This is a genomic window from Pseudomonas sp. GW823-FHT06B06, from assembly GCF_058795195.1.
Window position 1 is genome coordinate 1 of record NZ_JBXAHO010000019.1, and the last position, 17,885, is coordinate 17,885.

Sequence of the window (17,885 nt, forward strand, 5' to 3'; positions counted from 1 at the left end):
TACTTAGGGCCGGGCGGCGTTCCGTTTTTCCAAGTGACTCGCTGTAAGAGCGAAACCCTAGGTGGCCGTTACCGCAGAAATGGATATGTACTCCGTCAACAAACAATAGGTCGGCTGTCAGGCCCCCGACAAGCCAGCTCCCACAGGGTTTGTTATCAGGATTCAGCGCACCGCCCCACGCAACTCACCCACCATCGCCTGCAACCGGGCCGGCTGCGCCGCTTCAACGGCCACCATCGGCCCTGCCACGAGCGTCACCCGCGACCACAACCGGCGAAACAGCCCCTTGCCCGGATCGCGGCTGAAGAAACTGCCCCACAACCCCTGCAATGCCAGGGGAATGACCGGCACCGGAGTTTCTTCGAGAATGCGCGTGAGCCCACCCTTGAACTCGTTGATCTCGCCATCGGTGGTCAATTTGCCCTCGGGAAAGATGCACACCAACTCTCCGTCCTTCAGGTATTTCGCAATGCGCGTGAAGGCTTTTTCGTAGATCTGGATGTCTTCATGACGACCCGCGATCGGAATCGTCCCCGCGGTGCGAAAGATGAAATTGAGCACCGGCAAGTTATAGATCTTGTAGTACATCACGAAGCGGATCGGTCGACGCACCGCACCGCCAATCAGCAAGGCATCGACGAAGGACACGTGATTGCACACCAGCAACGCCGCCCCCTCATCGGGAATCATGTCGAGGTTGCGATGCTCTACGCGGTACATGGAATGGCTGAGCAGCCAGATCATGAAACGCATGGTGAACTCGGGAACGATCCTGAAGATGTAGGCGTTGACGCCGATGTTGAGCAACGACACCACCAGGAACAACTGCGGGATCGACAGCTTGACCAGGCTCAGCAGGATGATCGAGACGATCGCCGACACCACCATGAACAGCGCGTTGAGAATATTGTTGGCGGCGATCACCCGGGCCCGTTCGTTCTCGGCGGTGCGCGACTGGATCAGGGCATACAGCGGCACGATGTAGAAACCGCCGAACACGCCCAGGCCGAGGATGTCGAGCAATACAAGCCAGGCGTGGCCGAAACCAAGGATCTCGAGCCAGCCATGGCCCACGGCGCTGTCGGGAATCCCGCCGGAATGCCACCACAGCAACAAGCCAAACACCGTCAACCCGAATGAGCCGAACGGCACCAGGCCGATTTCGATTTTGCGCCCGGAGAGTTTTTCGCAAAGCATCGAGCCCACGGCAATGCCGACCGAGAACACCGTCAGGATCAAGGTCACGACGGTTTCGTCACCGTGCATCCATTCCTTGGCATAGGCTGGGATCTGCGTCAGGTAGATCGCCCCGACAAACCAGAACCATGAGTTGCCGACGATCGAACGCGACACCGCCGGGGTCTGGCCGAGACCCAGCTTCAGGGTGGCCCAGGACTGACTGAAGATGTTCCAGTTCAGGCGCATTTCCGGCGAGGCCGCCGCGGCCCTCGGAATGCCGCGACTGGCCAGGTAGCCGAGCACGGCGATAGCGATGATCGCGGTGGAAACCACCGGCGCGTAATGACTGGACGACATCATGATGCCGGCGCCGATGGTCCCGGCCAGAATGGCCAGGAAGGTGCCCATTTCCACCAGGCCGTTGCCACCCACCAGTTCGTCTTCATGCAGGGCCTGGGGCAGGATCGAGTACTTCACCGGCCCGAACAGCGCCGAGTGCGTGCCCATGGCGAACAGGGCCAGCAACATCAACGACAGGTGATCGAACAGGAAGCCCACCGCCCCCACCGCCATGATGACGATTTCCCCAAGCTTGATCAGGCGGATCAGCGCATCCTTGGCGAACTTCTCGCCGAACTGCCCGGCCAGCGCCGAAAACAGGAAAAACGGCAGGATGAACAGCAGCGCACACAGGTTGACCCAGATCGAACGGTCGCCTTCGATCGACAACTTGTACAAGATGGCGAGGATCAACGACTGCTTGAAGATGTTGTCGTTGAACGCCCCGAGGGACTGGGTCACGAAGAACGGCAGGAAACGCCGGGTGCGCAGCAAGGTGAACTGTGAAGGGTGACTCATCTTCCATGTGTCCCTGAAGCTTGTGAGTGGGTAACGAATGGCGTGGATACCGTCATTGGAATGTCGCACGTCGATCCAGGCCACACATTACCTAATCTTTGCCGGTTATTTCTTTAATCCTGCAATGCACGGCGAGACAAACAACTCGCCGCGCCAGGCGCCTTGCACCGTACGCTTGGCGACAATCAGCCACATCACGATCAGCAGGCTCACCAGCACACAACCAAAGACACTGAAAAACACCAGGTGCAGCGTGCTGGCCAGTTTCAACGTTGCCAGAGAATAGACGCCCAACGGAAAGGTGAAACCCCACCAGCCGAGATTGAAAGGAATGCCGGCGCGCAGATAACGCAAGGTAATCAGCACCGCCATCAGCATCCACCACAGGCCAAATCCCCACAGGGTGACCCCGGCGACCAGGCCCAGCCCCGCGGCAATTTCACCGACACCCGATAAACCGTTGGCGGCAAAAATTGCCGGCGCATCGGCGCCCAACAGCAACATGCCCAGTGCACCGGTACCGATCGGCCCGAGCGCCAGCCAGCTCGAAGCCGCCATGTTTTCGTGGGGCAGTTTATGCAGCGCCATGCGCAGCAGCAAAATCGTCAGGATGCTGAACGCCACCGGCAGGGAAAATGCCCAGAGCACGTAGCTGGTCACCAGCATCACCAGTTGCCCATGCGCATCGGCCAGGTGTGGCGCCAGCAAGCCACCGCTGGCGGCCGCGACTTCCGCTGCCACGACCGGCAGCAGCCATACAGCGGTCATCTGATCGATGCTGTGCTCCTGGCGAGTGAACATCAGGAAGGGAATCAGCACCCCGCACGCCACGGACATCGCCACGTCCAGCCACCACAAGGCCTCTGCCAGGTGAATCACACCCTCGCCCCAGCGCGGCAAGCCGAAGACTACAAAGCCATTGATGATGGTCGCCAGGCCCATGGGGATCGTGCCGAAAAACATCGAAACCGTGGAGTGGCCGAAAATCCGCCGCGCCTCATCGAAAAACAGCACCCAGCGTGCCGCGTACAGCAGCGTAAACAACAGGAACAGAAAGATATTGAACAGCCAAAGTCCTTCGGCAATGGCGTGCAGCACTGGACTGGCAACGGGCAATTGCATCAACGCCAAGGCCAGCACCCCGGTGCCCATGGTGGCGGCGAACCAGTTAGGGGTGAACTGGCGGATGACTTCGCGCGGGTGCTGCAAATGGCTGAACGGTTTGATTCCGGGATTGAGGGTATTGGGGCATGTCATGGCGAACTCCTGTCCTCTCGTGAGGTGGAGTCCATCTTAGATCCAGATAGAATATCTATATAACGGGTAATATCTCTAACTGTTATCTATTTTGCAGATATAAAATCATTCGCCCGCAACACACGCCCGGGCTGTGCGCTGCCGCCACAACATCAGCAAGGCGCCGACAGCGAGAATAATTAGCCCCGCCCCATAGCCATCGGCAGTCGCCACCAGGCCGAACGTATGCGTCAGGTTTCCGGCCAGGAACGACGGCAGGCAGAACGCCAGGTAACTGAGCACGTAATACGCCGACATCAATCCCGCCCGCTCATGGGGCAAGGCCAAGGGCACCAGACTGCGTACAGCACCCAGGAAACCGGCGCCGAAGCCACAGCCGGCCACCAGGGTGCCAAGGAAAAACAGTGGCAGACTCGCGCTGTGCACGCCCAACAGGATCAGCACGATACCCGCCGGCAGTAAACTTGTGCCCAGCTGCAGCGCTTTGCCCGCGGGTTGGTTGCGCAGGGTGAAAATCATCGCGGCACCGGTCAATGTCAACGCTGCGACCGTTGCTCCGCCGATCAGGTTCGAGGTCGAACCGGTGGCCGTACGCACCAGCGACGGCGCCAATGATGCGTAAAAACCGCCAAGCGCCCAAGTCGCCACATTGAGCGGCAATACCCGCCACAGGGTCGAGCGTGCTTGTACGGGCACATGCAGGGTCGGGCGCAACGATGCCCAGGCCCCGGCCTGTGGCGATACGCTTTCCGGCAAACGCCAGACATACACCGCCTGCAGCGCAAACAGGGCGAGCAGCAGCCAGTAAGTCAATTGCAGGGGCGCGGGGGCGAACTCCGCCAGCAGGCCACAGCCCATGCCGCCCATGGCCATGCCGAGCAAGGGCGCAACGCTATTGATCAGCGGCCCTTGCTGGCGATCGACATCCAGCAAGGTGGCACTGAGCACGGCGGTCGCCATGCCGGTGGCAAAACCTTGCAGCACCCGGGCACCGATCAGCCAGGCAACGCTATCGGCGTAGATAAACAGCAGCATCGCCACGCCATTGAGCACGACAGCAGTGAAAATCACTGGCTTGCGCCCCAGGTAGTCCGAGAGCGAACCCACCGTCAGCAACGCAGCCAACAGGCTGAGGGCATACACGCCGAAAATCAGGGTGAGCATGGCAGCGGAAAACTGCAGCTGCTCCTGATACAAGTGATACAACGGCGTCGGCGCCGTGGAAGCCGCCAGGAAACTGAGCAAGGTGATAGCCAGGAACCACAGGCTGGCACGGTTCGGATGGGAATTGGGCATGGACACGCTCCGCAAAAGCTAATTTTTTGCTTTTGCGGAGTGTGCTACCGGCTGGCGCTTAAAGCAAATTCTTTGTGTTAAGGTCCGGCATGGCCCTACAGAGCCCCGTAAAACAGGACATTTGCAATGACAGCGCCCACTCTACGCCCCGGCGGCCGCAGCGCCCGGGTTCAGGAATCGATCCACACCGCCGTGCGCGAACTGCTTGAAGAGCAAGACCGCGCCAGCGTCACCGTGCCGCAAATTGCCGCGCGCGCGGGGGTCACGCCTTCGACCATTTATCGGCGCTGGGGAGACCTGTCGGCGCTGCTGGCGGACGTCGCCTTGGCCCGCATGCAGCCGGAGACCGAGTCGGCCAATACCGGCAGCCTGCTGGGTGATGTGCGAGCCTGGGCGGATCAGTACCTGGACGAGATGAGCTCCGCGCCCGGTCGTAACATGCTGCGCGACGTGCAATCGAGCCTGAAACCGAGCTATTGCGCGACGATCATTGGCGGGCAATTGCAGGTGATTCTGGATCGCTACCCGGATCAGCCCAAGCCTGGCGTCGACCGGCTGATCAATATGGTGGCGGCACCCATTGTGTTTCGTATCCTGTTCTCCGAGGCGCCGCTGGAGAGTGAGGAGTTGCATCGGTTGATCGAGATTGCGTTGGGGCAGTGAGGCCGCCTTCGCGAGCAAGCCCGCTCCCACATTGGATCTGCGTCGTACACGGATTAAATGTGGGAGCGGGCTTGCTCGCGAATGAGGACCGCACAGACACCAAAGATCTGACAGCGCACAACCCTGCGACACCCCGCCACGCCACGACCTTGGTCGACACTGACTAACCCCGGCCATCGTGCGAGACTGTCTGTCCGGGCGGGAGGCCCGGGTGTCTTTGGTTGCCTGGAGTTCCCATGTCGCTGTCCAGCGGGCTGATTGCCGTCGTCGCCCTGGCCTATATGGCCATCATGTTCGCCATCGCCTTCTACGGCGACCGTCGCAGCGCGCCCTTGCCGCCGCGGATGCGGGCCTGGGTGTACAGCCTGTCGCTGGCGGTCTACTGCACCAGCTGGACCTTCTTCGGTGCGGTGGGCCAGGCGGCCGAGCAGCTCTGGTCCTTCCTGCCGATCTACCTCGGGCCGATCCTGTTGTTGCTCGGTGCGCCGTGGGTCCTGCAAAAAATGGTGATGATCAGCAAGCAGGAGAACATCACCTCGATTGCCGACTTCATTGCCGCCCGCTACGGCAAATCGCAGTCCCTGGCGGTGGTGGTGGCGCTGATCTGCCTGGTCGGAGTGCTGCCCTACATCGCACTGCAGCTCAAGGGCATCGTGCTCGGTGTGAACCTGCTGATCGGTGCCGGCGCCGATGCCATGGGGGTTCGCGCGCAAGACACTGCGCTGGTGGTGTCCCTCGTACTGGCGCTGTTCACCATTGTCTTCGGCACGCGCAACCTCGACGCCACGGAACACCACCGCGGCATGGTGTTGGCGATTGCGTTCGAGTCGCTGGTCAAGCTGTTCGCTTTCCTGGCGGTGGGCGCCTACGTGACCTTCGGCCTCTACGACGGTTTCGATGACCTGTTCGACCAGGCCATGCTCGCCCCGCGCCTGGAGGAATACTGGAAGGAGACCATCAACTGGCCATCGATGGTGGTGCAGACCGGCGTGGCGATGATGGCGATCATCTGCCTGCCGCGGCAGTTTCACGTGACCGTGGTCGAGAACATCGACCCGCAGGATCTGCGCCTGGCCAAATGGGTGTTCCCGGCCTACCTGGCCCTGGCGGCCTTGTTTGTCGTGCCGATCGCGCTGGCGGGCCAGATGCTGCTGCCCAGCTCCGTGCTGCCGGACTCCTTTGTCATCAGCCTGCCGCTGGCCCAGGCTCATCCTGCCCTGGCGCTGCTGGCCTTTATCGGCGGCGCATCGGCGGCCACGGGCATGGTGATCGTGGCCAGCGTGGCGCTGTCGACCATGGTCTCCAACGACATGCTGCTGCCCTGGCTGCTGCGCCGCAACAATGCCGAGCGCCCATTCGAGGTTTTTCGCCAGTGGATGCTGTCGGTGCGCCGCGTGACCATCGTGGTCATCCTGCTGCTGGCCTACGTCAGTTATCGCCTGCTGGGATCGACCGCCAGCCTGGCAACCATCGGCCAGATCGCCTTCGCCGCCGTGACGCAACTGGCACCGGCGATGCTCGGCGCGCTGTACTGGAAACAGGCGAACCGCCGCGGCGTATTTGCCGGACTCGCCGCCGGTACATTCCTGTGGTTCTACACACTGGTCCTGCCGATTGCCGCCCATAGCCTGGGTTTATCCCTGAACAGTTTTCCGGGCCTGGCCTGGCTGCACAGCAATCCGCTGAACCTGCCGATCACCCCGCTGACCCAAGGCGTGGTGCTGTCGCTGGCGGGCAACTTCACACTGTTCGCCTGGGTCTCGGTGCTGTCGCGCACCCGCGTGTCGGAGCACTGGCAGGCCGGGCGCTTCATCGGCCAGGAAATCAGTGCCAGACCCAGCGCCCGCTCGATGCTCGCGGTACAGATCGACGATCTGCTGCAACTGGCCGCGCGCTTCGTCGGTGAAGAACGCGCGCGGCAGAGCTTCATTCGTTTTGCCTACCGCCAGGGCAAGGGCTTCAATCCGAACCAGAACGCCGATGGTGAGTGGATCGCCCACACCGAACGATTGCTCGCGGGTGTGCTGGGCGCTTCATCGACGCGTGCGGTGGTAAAAGCCGCCATTGAAGGCCGTGAAATGCAACTCGAAGACGTCGTGCGCATCGCCGACGAGGCTTCCGAAGTCCTGCAATTCAACCGCGCGCTGCTGCAAGGCGCGATCGAGAACATCACCCAGGGCATCAGCGTGGTCGACCAGTCGCTGAAGCTGGTGGCCTGGAACCGCCGCTACCTGGAGCTGTTCAACTACCCGGATGGCCTGATCAGCGTCGGCCGGCCGATTGCCGACATCATCCGCTACAACGCCGAGCGCGGCTTGTGCGGCCCCGGTGAAGCGGAAGTGCACGTCGCGCGTCGCCTGCACTGGATGCGCCAAGGTCGGGCGCACACGTCCGAACGGCTGTTCCCCAATGGCCGGGTGATCGAACTGATCGGCAACCCGATGCCCGGCGGCGGCTTCGTCATGAGTTTCACCGACATCACGGCGTTCCGCGAAGCCGAGCAGGCGTTGACCGAGGCCAATGAGGGCCTGGAACAGCGTGTCGCGGAGCGCACGCACGAGCTGTCGCAACTCAACGTAGCCCTGACCGAAGCCAAGGGCACCGCCGAGGCCGCGAATCAGTCGAAGACCCGATTCCTGGCGGCGGTCAGCCATGACCTCATGCAACCGTTGAACGCCGCGCGCCTGTTTTCCGCCGCCCTGACTCACCAGGACGACGGCTTGTCCGCCGAGGCGCAAAAACTGGTCCAGCACCTGGACAGCTCGCTGCGATCGGCCGAAGACCTGATCAGCGATTTGCTGGACATTTCCCGCCTGGAAAACGGCAAGATCAACCCGGATGCCAAGCCGTTCGCCCTCAATGAGTTGTTCGACACCCTGGGTGCCGAGTTCAAGGCGCTGGCGCGGGACCAGGGCCTGGAATTTCGCGTCAGGCGCAGTTCGCTGCGCATCAACAGCGACATAAAGCTCTTGCGCCGCATCCTGCAGAATTTCCTCACCAACGCTTTCCGCTATGCCAAGGGGCCGGTGCTGCTGGGCGTGCGCCGTCGCCAGGGTGAGGTGTGCCTTGAAGTGTGGGACCGTGGGCCAGGCATTCCGGAAGACAAGCAACAGGTGATATTCGAAGAATTCAAACGCCTCGACAGCCATCAGACCCGCGCCGAGAAAGGGCTTGGCCTGGGGCTGGCGATCGCCGACGGATTATGTCGCGTGCTGGGGCACAAGCTACGCGTGCGCTCGTGGCCGGGACGCGGCAGCGTGTTCAGCGTCAGCGTCCCCCTGGCCCGCCCGCAAGCCGCGCTGCCGGCCCAGCCCGCCGAACTCAATGGCAAACTGCCCAGCGGCGCCCAGGTACTGTGCATCGACAATGAAGACAGCATCCTGATCGGCATGAACAGCCTGCTCACCCGCTGGGGCTGCCAAGTCTGGACCGCGCGTAACCGCGAGGAATGCATGGCTCTGCTCAGCGATGGCCTGCGCCCGCAATTGGCACTGGTGGATTACCACCTGGACGATGGCGAAACCGGGACCGAACTGATGGCCTGGCTGCGCACCCGACTGGGCGAGCCGGTACCCGGCGTGGTCATCAGCGCCGACGGGCGCCCCGAGACCGTGGCCCAGGTGCATGCTGCGGGGTTGGATTATTTGGCCAAGCCAGTGAAACCGGCGGCGTTGCGGGCGTTGTTGAGTCGGCATTTGCCGCTATAACGCTTTCGCTTTAGCCCGCGGGCCCTGCGCACCGATCGTTCCCATGCTCCGCGTGGGAATGCCGCCGGGGACGCTCCGCGTTCCGCTTTCGACGCAAGGCTTTAGTCGGGTGCAACGGTGACGCGGAGCGTCACGGGATGCATTCCCACGCAGGAGCGTGGGAACGATCAACAATCGCGGGCAGGCTCGCCTATTCCGGCAATTCGACCAACCCGTCAATATCGGTCATCGCCCGCTCCAGCAAATCCGCTGGCAAGCTCTTGCTCGCCCGCGCGCCCAGCAGCTTGAGCTGCTCACTGCGGCTGACCAGGTTGCCGCGGCCTTCTGTCAGCTTGTTGCGCGCCGAGCTGTAGGCCTTGTCCAGTTGCTGCAAGCGATTGCCGACTTCGTCCAGATCCTGGATGAACAACACGAACTTGTCGTACAGCCATCCTGCCCGCTCGGCGATTTCCCGGGCGTTCTGGCTTTGCCGCTCCTGCTTCCACAGGCTGTCGATGACACGCAGGGTCGCCAGCAGCGTGGTCGGGCTGACGATCACGATGTTGCGGTCGAAGGCTTCCTGGAACAGTGTGGGCTCCGCCTGCAACGCGGCAGAGAACGCCGCTTCGATCGGTACGAACAACAGGACGAAGTCCAGGCTGTGCAAGCCGTCCAGGCGTTTGTAGTCCTTGCCGGCCAAGCCCTTGACGTGGTTGCGCAGCGACAGCACATGTTGCTTGATGGCGATCTGGCCGATGGCTTCGTCTTCGGCCGCCACGTACTGCTGATAGGCCGTCAGGCTGACCTTGGAGTCGACGACCACCTGCTTGTCGCCGGGCAGGTAAATGATCACGTCCGGCTGGAAACGCTCGCCGTCCGGGCCCTTGAGATTGACCTGGGTCTGGTACTCGCGCCCCTTCTCCAGCCCCGCATGCTCAAGCACGCGTTCCAGAATCAACTCGCCCCAGTTGCCCTGGGTTTTCTGTCCTTTCAAGGCGCGGGTCAGATTGGTGGCTTCGTCGCTCAAGCGCAGGTTGAGCTGTTGCAGGCGCTCCAGTTCCTTGGCCAGGGAAAAGCGCTCTCGGGCTTCAGCCTGATAACTTTCCTCAACGCGCTTTTCAAAAGACTGGATGCGCTCTTTCAACGGATCGAGCAATTGCCCCAGGCGCTGCTGGCTGGTTTCGGCAAAACGCTGCTCGCGCTCGTCGAAGATTTTCCCGGCCAGTTCGGCGAACTGCGCACGCAGCTCGTCCCGTGAGCCCTGCAGGTCGTTGAGGCGCTGCTGATGGCTTTCCTGTTGCTCGCGCAGCTCGGCCTTGAGAGAAGCGGCCAGGGCGTCGAGGCGGCGCAGTTCGACTTCTTTGCCGGCGCGTTCGATATTCCAGGCGTGAGCAGCATCGCGGGCATCGTCACGCTCGATTTGCAGCAGCTCGACCTCACGGCGCACCGCGGCGAGGTCCGCTTGCTTGGCTGCGTTGGCTTGACCGAGATCGGCGATTTCATCGCGACAGGCCTCAAGTTGCGCATTCACCCCATCCTGCGCCAGATTCGCCGTGGCCAGGCGCTCTTCCAGCAACGATGCCTGGGCCTGGGCGGTGCTCGCCCGGCGCTGCAGTTGCCAGGCCAACACCAGCAATGGCAACGCCGCGCCCGCCAGCCCCAGCAATGCGCTGGTCAAGTCCATAGCCATAGCCACTCCTGCCATTGAAATAAAGCCTGAAGGTTAACCAAGGCGTCAGGTCTTGGACAGCTCAGTCTTCGATCAGGCCCAGTTCCTGTTGCGCACGCAGGTCCCCTGCCCGCGCGGCCTGACGCAAGAGATCCTGGCCAATCCGGCGATCCCGGGCATTGCCGCATTCCCGGCACATCAGCTGCCCCAACCGGCTTTGCGCGGCGACGACACCTTCACGGGCCGGTTGCTTGAGTAAACGTCCGGCGATGTGTTTGACGTTGGAGTTTTCGCCCAGGCGCGGGCTGTCCAGCAACCACTCGGCCACCCGCATCGAAAAGCGCTTGGGTGAGGCTACCGTGGACGATTTGGCGGAAGAGGAAGGAGGTGGTGTACGAAACTTCATAAAGCACTGTGGGCAGATCGGAAGGCGCGCCACTCTACTCTCTTTTTCTTACAGGTAAAGCCGAAAAAAACCCGGCACGCCCGTCCTAGAGCAAGCGCTCGGGACAATCCACAGAAGCTGTGGATAACTCAGTGGACAACCGCCATTGAACTCGCGCAAAGGCTTATGGAATGGGGCCTGCAGTCAAACTGACGATTTTTTCACCAGTTAAAAAAGACGATATTTTTCATTGACTTAAATTTTGGTTACAGGCACCCACTGCGTTTGAAGGCTGGATGACAGCAGGGTGACAGTCTGCGCAACTAATGTGCACAACTACCTTCTGGATGGTTATATCACCGGTTTTTTTCGGCGCAATTTTCTTGCTCGTTGGGGATAACCCCCCGTAAAACCCGCGCTCCAGGCAGCTCCCAGCGATGACCGCCGGTCGGATTACGCGCGATGTTCGAACAATTTCCAAGGCTCGTCGAAGCGTAGGCGAAGGATGACGCCAAGCGAACATCCAGGATTTTTTGCCAGCACACTTCCCTTTGCCTTTTCAATCCGTTACTATCCGCGGCGTTAGTACCAAGCTGAAAGTCAATTCTGGTCGAACAAATCCCCCCGGCGCAGCCTTCCCACAGGAAGCCGCTACCGAAAAAGCGGGATCGACCACCTCGATGGTTTCCAGGTAAATCTTGCGCCAATACAGCCTTTGAATAAACGAAGGGTGTTGCCAAGCTCATTTACGCTGACCGAACCAGCCTGCAAATTGATCAGGATCTTCACCCCGGGCCCAGAACCTTTGCCCTTGATGTGTTGCCTGCCCTCCTAAGTACCTACCTGCCAGCCCAAGCGCGCCAATTTATCAGCGCTTCAAACTGGCTGCTTTGTTCCAGTCAGGGTTCTTCGTTCGACCAACGGTGGTCGTCGTTACTGGAACGTTTTAATTTTGCACGGCTCTTATCCGTGTCGCTTGTAGGAACACCCAATGACTATGTCTACTCAAATCCACACCCAGGATGCCATCCGCACCCTAACCAACGCTTTTGCACCGATGAACTGCCTGATCATGGCCGCTCGCAAAGGCTGTTTCAGCTTCACCCTGGTCAACGAACACGGCATCGCCCGTCACAGCGAACGCCTGTACCCCGACCAGTACTCCAGCGCCGAACCGCTGCAAGCGGTCATCGAGCGTACGCGCCAGGCCCTGGTCGCCTGATACGCCAGCAAGCCTGAAACACCAGAAGCCCCGCCCGAAAAGCGGGGCTTTTTGTTGCGCAAGGTTTCACGATGACTAAGCACGGATAGATATAACGTTTATAACTCGCCGGCAGAAATATTTTAAAAACAGACCTTTACGCGGTGAATATGACACTAGACTTCAACTCAAGCGGGCTTGATCCGCTTCCGACGAGCCTGAGTCGATTCACTGCTGCCAAAGCCTTTCAGGTTCGTCGCCAATTTGATGTATCGAGGGTTTTATGGGTATCGCTGCCAGCGAGCTGTGCCGTTATGTGATCCGTCCGACCTTGATCTACCTTGGACGCCATAGCGCAACCGCCGAATCTCTGCTGCTAGGCATCGCCGCCAGCCAGTCAGCCCTTGGTTCCGCCCTGCATGACCGCCGTGGACACGGCCTGTATCGAATCGCCGAACCCCGCCACCAGGCACTTTGGGACCATTACCTGGCACTCGATCCGGAACGCGCCAGCCTGGTGCGTGGCCTGGCCAGCCAACATGCATTCCTCAGCGGCCCGCACCTGGAATTGACCGTCAACCTGCGTTACGCCACCGCCATCGCCTGGCTGCTGGTCGAAGAACAGAATACCCCCCTCCCCGAACCAGACGACTTGCTGGGCATGGCCCGAATCTGGCGCCAGACCTTCCAGCCCCAGGGACGCCTGAGAGATTTCACCTGCGCCTGGCAAACCTGTGTTGCACCGCTGAATCAGGTTGCCTGCTGATTGCCCGAAATCCAAAGATCGCTCAACTGGCAGCGAATCTGGTCGGATTGTCCTACAAAACCGCTCTAAATCAAGCATTACAGCCTATGGCGCTGGGACGAAAATGTTGGTAATTTTCGCCCCGGTGATCACCAGGAGTTCTAATAATGAAAAAAGTAATGCTCAAAACCACCATTAGCCTCGCCGTTGCCTTGGCATCCACCCAGATCTTCGCGAGTGGTTTCGCCCTCAACGAACAAAGCATCAGCGGGATGGGGACAGGTTTTGCCGGGCGATCTTCCGCTGCCGACGACGCATCCACCGTATTTGGCAACCCTGCTGGCATGTCGCGCCTCAAGCGCGAACAAGTGACTGGCGGTGTTGCATTCATCGACGCCCACGCTGACATTAGCGATGCCAGCTCCCGTCCCAATGGCGGCACCAACAAAGGTGACATGGTCCCTTTCATGGGCGTGCCGATGGGCTACTACGTCAAGCCACTCGATGACCAGTGGGCAGTCGGTTTCGGCGTCTACGCTCCATTCGGCCTGGTGACCGACTACGAGAACGGCTTTGCCGGCCGTTACTTCGGCAGCAAGAGTGAAGTCACCATCGTGACGCTGCAGCCAACCGTCAGCTACGCCTTTAACGACAAGGTGTCGATCGGCTTCGGTCCGACCATCAACCGCATCGACGGCAAGCTGGAATCGAACCTTTCGCTGAACCCGGCGGCTCCGGACGGCGAAGTTAAGATCAAGGGTGACGACACCGCTCTGGGCTACAACATCGGTATCCTGGTGCAAGCCACCGACAGCACTCGTGTCGGCCTGACCTACCACTCGAAAGTGAAGTACAAGCTCGAGGGTGACACCAAGGTCAACTACGGCTTCCTCACGAACCTGCGTCAGAACCCGAACCAGAAGTACGACGCTTCACTGGACATCACCACGCCTGAGTCGGTTGACTTCTCGGTTACCCATCAACTGGACGACCAGTGGACCCTCTACGCAGGCAGCACCTGGACTCGCTGGAGCCGCCTGAAAGAAATCACCGTCGAGAACAGTGGCGTGCCTGCTGCTTTGAACCCAGCGTTTGGCACCATCACCGAAGAGCAGAACTGGCACGACACCTGGGCTCACGCCATCGGTGCCTCCTACCAGTTGAACAAGCAGTGGGTACTGCGTACCGGTCTGTCGGTTGACCAGGCGCCAACCAACAACGAAAACCGCTCTCCACGCATCCCCACCGGCGATCGCAAGATTTTCAGCCTGGGTGCCGGCTGGAGCCCGACCGACGACCTGACCATCGACGTTGCGTATTCGTACCTGCATGAAGAGTCGGTCAAGGTCAACGATAACAACGGCCGCCAAGCCTACAGCTCCAAGTATGAAAACTGGGCGAACGGTTTCGGTGTCGGTGCGACCTACCGCTTCTGATGACCGTCAGGGAGTTTGAAAGGCTCGCCGCCTGAATCAAAAAAAGCCCCGCGCTCTTACACAGAGGCGGGGCTTTTTTGTGGGAGCGAGCCTGCTCGCGATGGACGTCAACGATAACGTGTGAAGCCTGACACCCCGCGGCGCTCTCAAGTCCATCGCGAGCAGGCTCGCTCCCACAGATCAGGGGGTGGAAGCCAACGGTGGCGAAGCCAGGGCTTTTTCCACGGCCTCAATGAACTCGGGATCATCGGGCTTGGTCAGGCTGGAAAAGCTGGCAATCACCTTGCCCTGGCGATCGACCACGTACTTGTAGAAATTCCACTTCGGCGCGCCGCTTTGTTTGGCGAGGACCTGGAACAGGTGCGTGGCATCGTCACCACGAACTTTCTGCGGTTCGGTCATGGTGAAGGTCACCCCGTAGTTCACGTAACAGACCTTGGCGGTCTCGGCACCGTCCTTGGACTCTTGCTTGAAGTCATTGGACGGCACACCGATCACCTCCAGCCCCTGTTCCTTGTAGCGCTGATTGAGCGCCTCGAGGCTTTTGAACTGCGGGGCAAATCCACAGAAGCTGGCGGTATTGACCACCACCAGCGGCTTGCCGGCGAAACGCTGGCACAGATCGATGGATTCCTTGGCGCGCAGCTTGGGCAACGAGCCTTCGAGCAGCGCCGGGCACTCTGCCGCCTGGGCCAATCCGGTAAACGCTACCAGTAACACGGGAACCGCCAGCCAGCGCATCAGCATATCGGTGCTTCCTTGAGAGTTCTTGTGAGATTGAAGTTACTCGCCCTCACTTGCTGCTAGCAAGCGTCCTTGAAGAATGCCGCCCTCTAGCACGCCCCCATGCCCAGTTGCATCAACGCCAGGCCGCCCTGATGCCAGCCCCACCAGGCCACGGCCAGCATCAAGCCGCACACAGCGGCGATCACGATCCGCGACCAGAGGCTGTTCATGTCGCACTCAGCTGGCTTTGCAGACGCGCCACGGGCCGCTCACGCACGGGCCAGTTAAGCGCGGCCGCCATCAGGCTCAAGAGGATCGCCACCTGCCAGATCAAGTCGTAGCTCCCGGTCCGGTCGTACACCACCCCGCCCAGCCAGCCACCGAGAAATGACCCGAGCTGGTGAAACAGGAAAACAATCCCACCGAGCATGGACAGGTTTCGTACGCCGAACAAGGTGGCCACGGTGCCGTTGGTCAAGGGAACGGTCGACAACCATAGGAACCCCATGGCCATCCCGAACAGGTAGGCGCTGGTCGTCGTCACTGGCGCCCACAGGAACAACCCGATCACCACGGCGCGCAGCAGGTACAGGCCAGTCAACAGACGCGGTTTGGACATGCGCCCGCCGAGCCAGCCGGCGGTATAGGTGCCGAAGATGTTGAACAGGCCGATCAAGGCCAGCACCGTGGTACCCACCGTCGCCGGCAGATGTTGATCCACCAGGTACGCTGGCAGGTGCACGCCAATGAACACCACCTGGAAGCCACAGACAAAAAAGCCGAATGCCAGCAGCCAGAACCCCGAATGGGAGCACGCCTCGCGCAACGCTTCAGAAAGGGTCTGTTCGTGGCCGAGCAGCGGCAGCGGCTTGTCCTTGAGCATGCTCACCAGCGGCACGATCAGTGCCACCAGCACACCCAGCGCCAGCAACGCCGCCGACCAACCGAGCCAGCCGATCAAACCGAGCGTGCCCGGCAGCATGGCGAACTGGCCGAACGAACCGGCGGCACTGGCGATACCCATGCCCATGCTGCGTTTTTCTGGCGGCACCGCGCGCCCGACCACGCCGAGGATCACCGAGAAGGAGGTGCCGGACAGGCCGATCCCGATCAGCAGGCCGGCGCTCAGGGACAAGGTCACCGCCGAGTCGGAAAGCCCCATGCAGACCAACCCTGCCGCGTACAGGACGCCGCCGACCAGCACCACTTTGGCCGCGCCAAAGCGGTCCGCCAGGGCGCCGGTGAAGGGTTGCGCCAGGCCCCAGATCAGGTTCTGCAGGGCGATGGCGAAGGCGAAGACTTCACGCCCCCAGCCGAACTCGGCACTCATCGGCGCCAGGAACAGCCCGAAACCGTGTCGCACCCCGAGGGACAACGCCAGGATCAGCGCACTTCCCAGTAAAACCCAACCGCACGTACGCCACATCGAGGTCATTCTTGTTCTCCATTTACGGGTATATACCCGCTTAAAATCGAAAAAACTGACCTCAAGCCAGTTCGTCCAGCAACTTCAATAACGTTTCACGCTTTTCCGCGCCCAAGCGATCGACCAAGCGCTGTTGCGCCGCCTCCCAGGCGGGCAAGGCGGCTTTGAGGCGCTCGGCGCCCGCTTCGGTGAGCAGGACGATGCGATTGCGCATGTCCTCGCCCTCGACCAGCGTCACCAGGCCATCACCCTCCAGCACACGCAAGTTGCGCCCCAGGGTACTGCGATCCAGGCCCATGGCTTCGGCGAGGGTTGAGATACTCGGTTGATCCAGGCGCTGCAGGTTGCACAGCAAAGAATACTGCGCAACGTTGATCCCGAAGCCATCGAGAGCGCCGTCGTAATGCCTGCTGACGCCACGGGCGGCGCGACGCAGGTTGATGCATAAACATTGGGATTCGAGCATGGTGCGTGTATATACCCGTGGTTGAATGAAAGCAAATTTATGTTACACCAAACCCCTCTACCTGTAGGAGCGAGCATGCTCGCGATGGACGTCAACGATGACGCTGACTGCCTGACACCCCTCGGTGCTTGTACCTCCATCGCGAGCATGCTCGCTCCTACAGGATTAGCGCCACGCCCACTAGCACTGCTACTTCCAATAGCTCCAGCAACGCCCCTGCCGTGTCACCTGTCGTGCCGCCCAATCGGCGCAGCATCACCTGCCTCAGCCAGGCAAACAGCAGCGCCGCCAGCAGCAGCGCCCAAACGCCGTTGAACCCAGCGATCAGCACACACAACAAGGCACTGACCGCCAACACCTGCTTGCCCGCCAACCGCGGAAGATGATCGGCCAGCGCCTGGCCCAAACCGCCGGGCCGCACATAAGGCGTGGTCAGGAACAACCCCAGCAACGCACTGCGGCTGATCAAGGGAACAATGATCAGGGCCAGCGCATGCTGCTGTTCGATCAGCGCGACCAACGCGGTAAATTTCAGCAGCAACACCAGCACCAGCGTGACCACGGCGATCGGCCCGCTGCGCGGATCCTTCATGATCGTCAGCGTGCGCTCGCGGTCGCCGAATCCGCCCAGCCATGCATCGGCGCTGTCGGCCAGGCCGTCCAGGTGCAGCGCGCCACTGAGCAGCACCCACGCCGTCAATAGCAGTGCGGCATGGAGCAGCAGTGGCGTGCCCAGCAACAGCCCGTTCAGCGCCCACAGAATCACGCCGAACAGCACACCCACCAGCGGATAAAACAGCAGCGAGCGCCCCAGCTCCTCAGGCGTCGGCATGCCCGGCAAACGAACCGGCAGGCTGCTGAGAAATTGCAGGGCGATCCAGAATGGCAACAT

At 60.9% G+C, this 17,885-nt stretch carries 15 protein-coding genes; 5 read left to right on the forward strand and 10 right to left on the reverse strand.

The features are described from left to right. Positions 1-162: 162 nt before the first annotated feature. From AC1Q8Q_RS18295 to AC1Q8Q_RS18305, 3 genes are all read right to left on the reverse strand, one after another. A complete protein-coding gene (locus AC1Q8Q_RS18295; RefSeq protein WP_151141038.1) occupies positions 163-2,037 on the reverse strand; it encodes an MFS transporter in 1,875 nt (624 codons plus the stop codon). Between the two features lie 105 nt (positions 2,038-2,142). Then, complete coding sequence (locus AC1Q8Q_RS18300; protein WP_020800333.1) at positions 2,143-3,294, reverse strand: TDT family transporter; 1,152 nt, start codon at positions 3,292-3,294, stop codon at positions 2,143-2,145. Between the two features lie 105 nt (positions 3,295-3,399). Next, on the reverse strand, positions 3,400-4,590 hold the full coding sequence (locus AC1Q8Q_RS18305; RefSeq protein ID WP_432669190.1) for an MFS transporter: 1,191 nt from the start codon (positions 4,588-4,590) through the stop codon (positions 3,400-3,402). Positions 4,591-4,716: 126 nt separating this feature from the next. Here AC1Q8Q_RS18305 and AC1Q8Q_RS18310 point away from each other — a divergent pair, with 126 nt between their 5' ends. Both AC1Q8Q_RS18310 and AC1Q8Q_RS18315 read left to right on the forward strand, forming a co-directional pair. Continuing rightward, positions 4,717-5,253 (forward strand): TetR/AcrR family transcriptional regulator, encoded by a 537-nt coding sequence (locus tag AC1Q8Q_RS18310; RefSeq protein WP_110746374.1) that lies wholly within the window; start codon positions 4,717-4,719, stop codon positions 5,251-5,253. A 236-nt stretch (positions 5,254-5,489) separates the two neighbouring features. Then, positions 5,490-8,960, forward strand: coding sequence for a hybrid sensor histidine kinase/response regulator (locus AC1Q8Q_RS18315; RefSeq protein WP_454866412.1), 3,471 nt, complete (start codon positions 5,490-5,492; stop codon positions 8,958-8,960). A 190-nt stretch (positions 8,961-9,150) separates the two neighbouring features. On the opposite strand, the gene AC1Q8Q_RS18320 is transcribed toward AC1Q8Q_RS18315, so the two are convergent. Both AC1Q8Q_RS18320 and AC1Q8Q_RS18325 read right to left on the reverse strand, forming a co-directional pair. Then, entirely contained in the window at positions 9,151-10,515 is a 1,365-nt protein-coding gene (locus tag AC1Q8Q_RS18320) for a DNA recombination protein RmuC (RefSeq protein ID WP_169840440.1), read from the reverse strand. Positions 10,516-10,690: 175 nt separating this feature from the next. Next, complete coding sequence (locus tag AC1Q8Q_RS18325; RefSeq protein WP_080725343.1) at positions 10,691-11,014, reverse strand: SEL1-like repeat protein; 324 nt, start codon at positions 11,012-11,014, stop codon at positions 10,691-10,693. Between the two features lie 976 nt (positions 11,015-11,990). Here AC1Q8Q_RS18325 and AC1Q8Q_RS18330 point away from each other — a divergent pair. From AC1Q8Q_RS18330 to AC1Q8Q_RS18340, 3 genes are all read left to right on the forward strand, one after another. Then, positions 11,991-12,215 carry a hypothetical protein gene (locus AC1Q8Q_RS18330; protein WP_007898912.1) on the forward strand — a complete coding sequence of 75 codons (225 nt, stop codon included), beginning with the start codon at positions 11,991-11,993 and terminating at the stop codon, positions 12,213-12,215. Between the two features lie 262 nt (positions 12,216-12,477). After that, positions 12,478-12,960, forward strand: a complete 483-nt coding sequence (locus AC1Q8Q_RS18335; protein ID WP_020800340.1) for a hypothetical protein — start codon at positions 12,478-12,480, stop codon at positions 12,958-12,960. Positions 12,961-13,106: 146 nt separating this feature from the next. Continuing rightward, positions 13,107-14,375, forward strand: a complete 1,269-nt coding sequence (locus tag AC1Q8Q_RS18340; RefSeq protein ID WP_033038448.1) for an OmpP1/FadL family transporter — start codon at positions 13,107-13,109, stop codon at positions 14,373-14,375. 180 nt (positions 14,376-14,555) lie between these two features. Here the strand turns inward: AC1Q8Q_RS18340 and AC1Q8Q_RS18345 are convergent, their stop codons facing one another. The 5 genes from AC1Q8Q_RS18345 to AC1Q8Q_RS18365 form a co-directional block, all read right to left on the reverse strand. Next, on the reverse strand, positions 14,556-15,122 hold the full coding sequence (locus AC1Q8Q_RS18345; protein WP_020800342.1) for a glutathione peroxidase: 567 nt from the start codon (positions 15,120-15,122) through the stop codon (positions 14,556-14,558). 86 nt (positions 15,123-15,208) lie between these two features. Beyond that, complete coding sequence (locus AC1Q8Q_RS18350) at positions 15,209-15,331, reverse strand: hypothetical protein (RefSeq protein WP_492615327.1); 123 nt, start codon at positions 15,329-15,331, stop codon at positions 15,209-15,211. Next, a complete protein-coding gene (locus AC1Q8Q_RS18355) occupies positions 15,328-16,536 on the reverse strand; it encodes an MFS transporter (protein WP_020800344.1) in 1,209 nt (402 codons plus the stop codon). The genes AC1Q8Q_RS18350 and AC1Q8Q_RS18355 overlap by 4 nt, the downstream gene beginning before the upstream one ends. Before the next feature lie 52 nt (positions 16,537-16,588). Continuing rightward, complete coding sequence (locus AC1Q8Q_RS18360; RefSeq protein ID WP_020800345.1) at positions 16,589-16,993, reverse strand: MarR family winged helix-turn-helix transcriptional regulator; 405 nt, start codon at positions 16,991-16,993, stop codon at positions 16,589-16,591. 157 nt (positions 16,994-17,150) lie between these two features. Then, positions 17,151-17,885 carry an adenosylcobinamide-GDP ribazoletransferase gene (locus AC1Q8Q_RS18365; RefSeq protein ID WP_033043969.1) on the reverse strand — a complete coding sequence of 245 codons (735 nt, stop codon included), beginning with the start codon at positions 17,883-17,885 and terminating at the stop codon, positions 17,151-17,153.

What these genes read in the sequence shown, in the direction of transcription:
- AC1Q8Q_RS18340 (WP_033038448.1), top strand. Translation starts at nt 13,107, where the DNA reads ATGAAAAAAGTAATGCTCAAAACCACCATTAGCCTCGCCGTTGCCTTG.
- AC1Q8Q_RS18300 (WP_020800333.1), bottom strand. Translation starts at nt 3,294, where the DNA reads ATGACATGCCCCAATACCCTCAATCCCGGAATCAAACCGTTCAGCCAT.
- AC1Q8Q_RS18335 (WP_020800340.1), top strand. Translation starts at nt 12,478, where the DNA reads ATGGGTATCGCTGCCAGCGAGCTGTGCCGTTATGTGATCCGTCCGACC.
- AC1Q8Q_RS18310 (WP_110746374.1), top strand. Translation starts at nt 4,717, where the DNA reads ATGACAGCGCCCACTCTACGCCCCGGCGGCCGCAGCGCCCGGGTTCAG.
- AC1Q8Q_RS18350 (WP_492615327.1), bottom strand. Translation starts at nt 15,331, where the DNA reads ATGAACAGCCTCTGGTCGCGGATCGTGATCGCCGCTGTGTGCGGCTTG.
- AC1Q8Q_RS18365 (WP_033043969.1), bottom strand. Translation starts at nt 17,885, where the DNA reads ATGTTGCCATTCTGGATCGCCCTGCAATTTCTCAGCAGCCTGCCGGTT.
- AC1Q8Q_RS18305 (WP_432669190.1), bottom strand. Translation starts at nt 4,590, where the DNA reads ATGCCCAATTCCCATCCGAACCGTGCCAGCCTGTGGTTCCTGGCTATC.
- AC1Q8Q_RS18315 (WP_454866412.1), top strand. Translation starts at nt 5,490, where the DNA reads ATGTCGCTGTCCAGCGGGCTGATTGCCGTCGTCGCCCTGGCCTATATG.
- AC1Q8Q_RS18355 (WP_020800344.1), bottom strand. Translation starts at nt 16,536, where the DNA reads ATGACCTCGATGTGGCGTACGTGCGGTTGGGTTTTACTGGGAAGTGCG.
- AC1Q8Q_RS18325 (WP_080725343.1), bottom strand. Translation starts at nt 11,014, where the DNA reads ATGAAGTTTCGTACACCACCTCCTTCCTCTTCCGCCAAATCGTCCACG.
- AC1Q8Q_RS18360 (WP_020800345.1), bottom strand. Translation starts at nt 16,993, where the DNA reads ATGCTCGAATCCCAATGTTTATGCATCAACCTGCGTCGCGCCGCCCGT.
- AC1Q8Q_RS18295 (WP_151141038.1), bottom strand. Translation starts at nt 2,037, where the DNA reads ATGAGTCACCCTTCACAGTTCACCTTGCTGCGCACCCGGCGTTTCCTG.
- AC1Q8Q_RS18345 (WP_020800342.1), bottom strand. Translation starts at nt 15,122, where the DNA reads ATGCTGATGCGCTGGCTGGCGGTTCCCGTGTTACTGGTAGCGTTTACC.
- AC1Q8Q_RS18330 (WP_007898912.1), top strand. Translation starts at nt 11,991, where the DNA reads ATGTCTACTCAAATCCACACCCAGGATGCCATCCGCACCCTAACCAAC.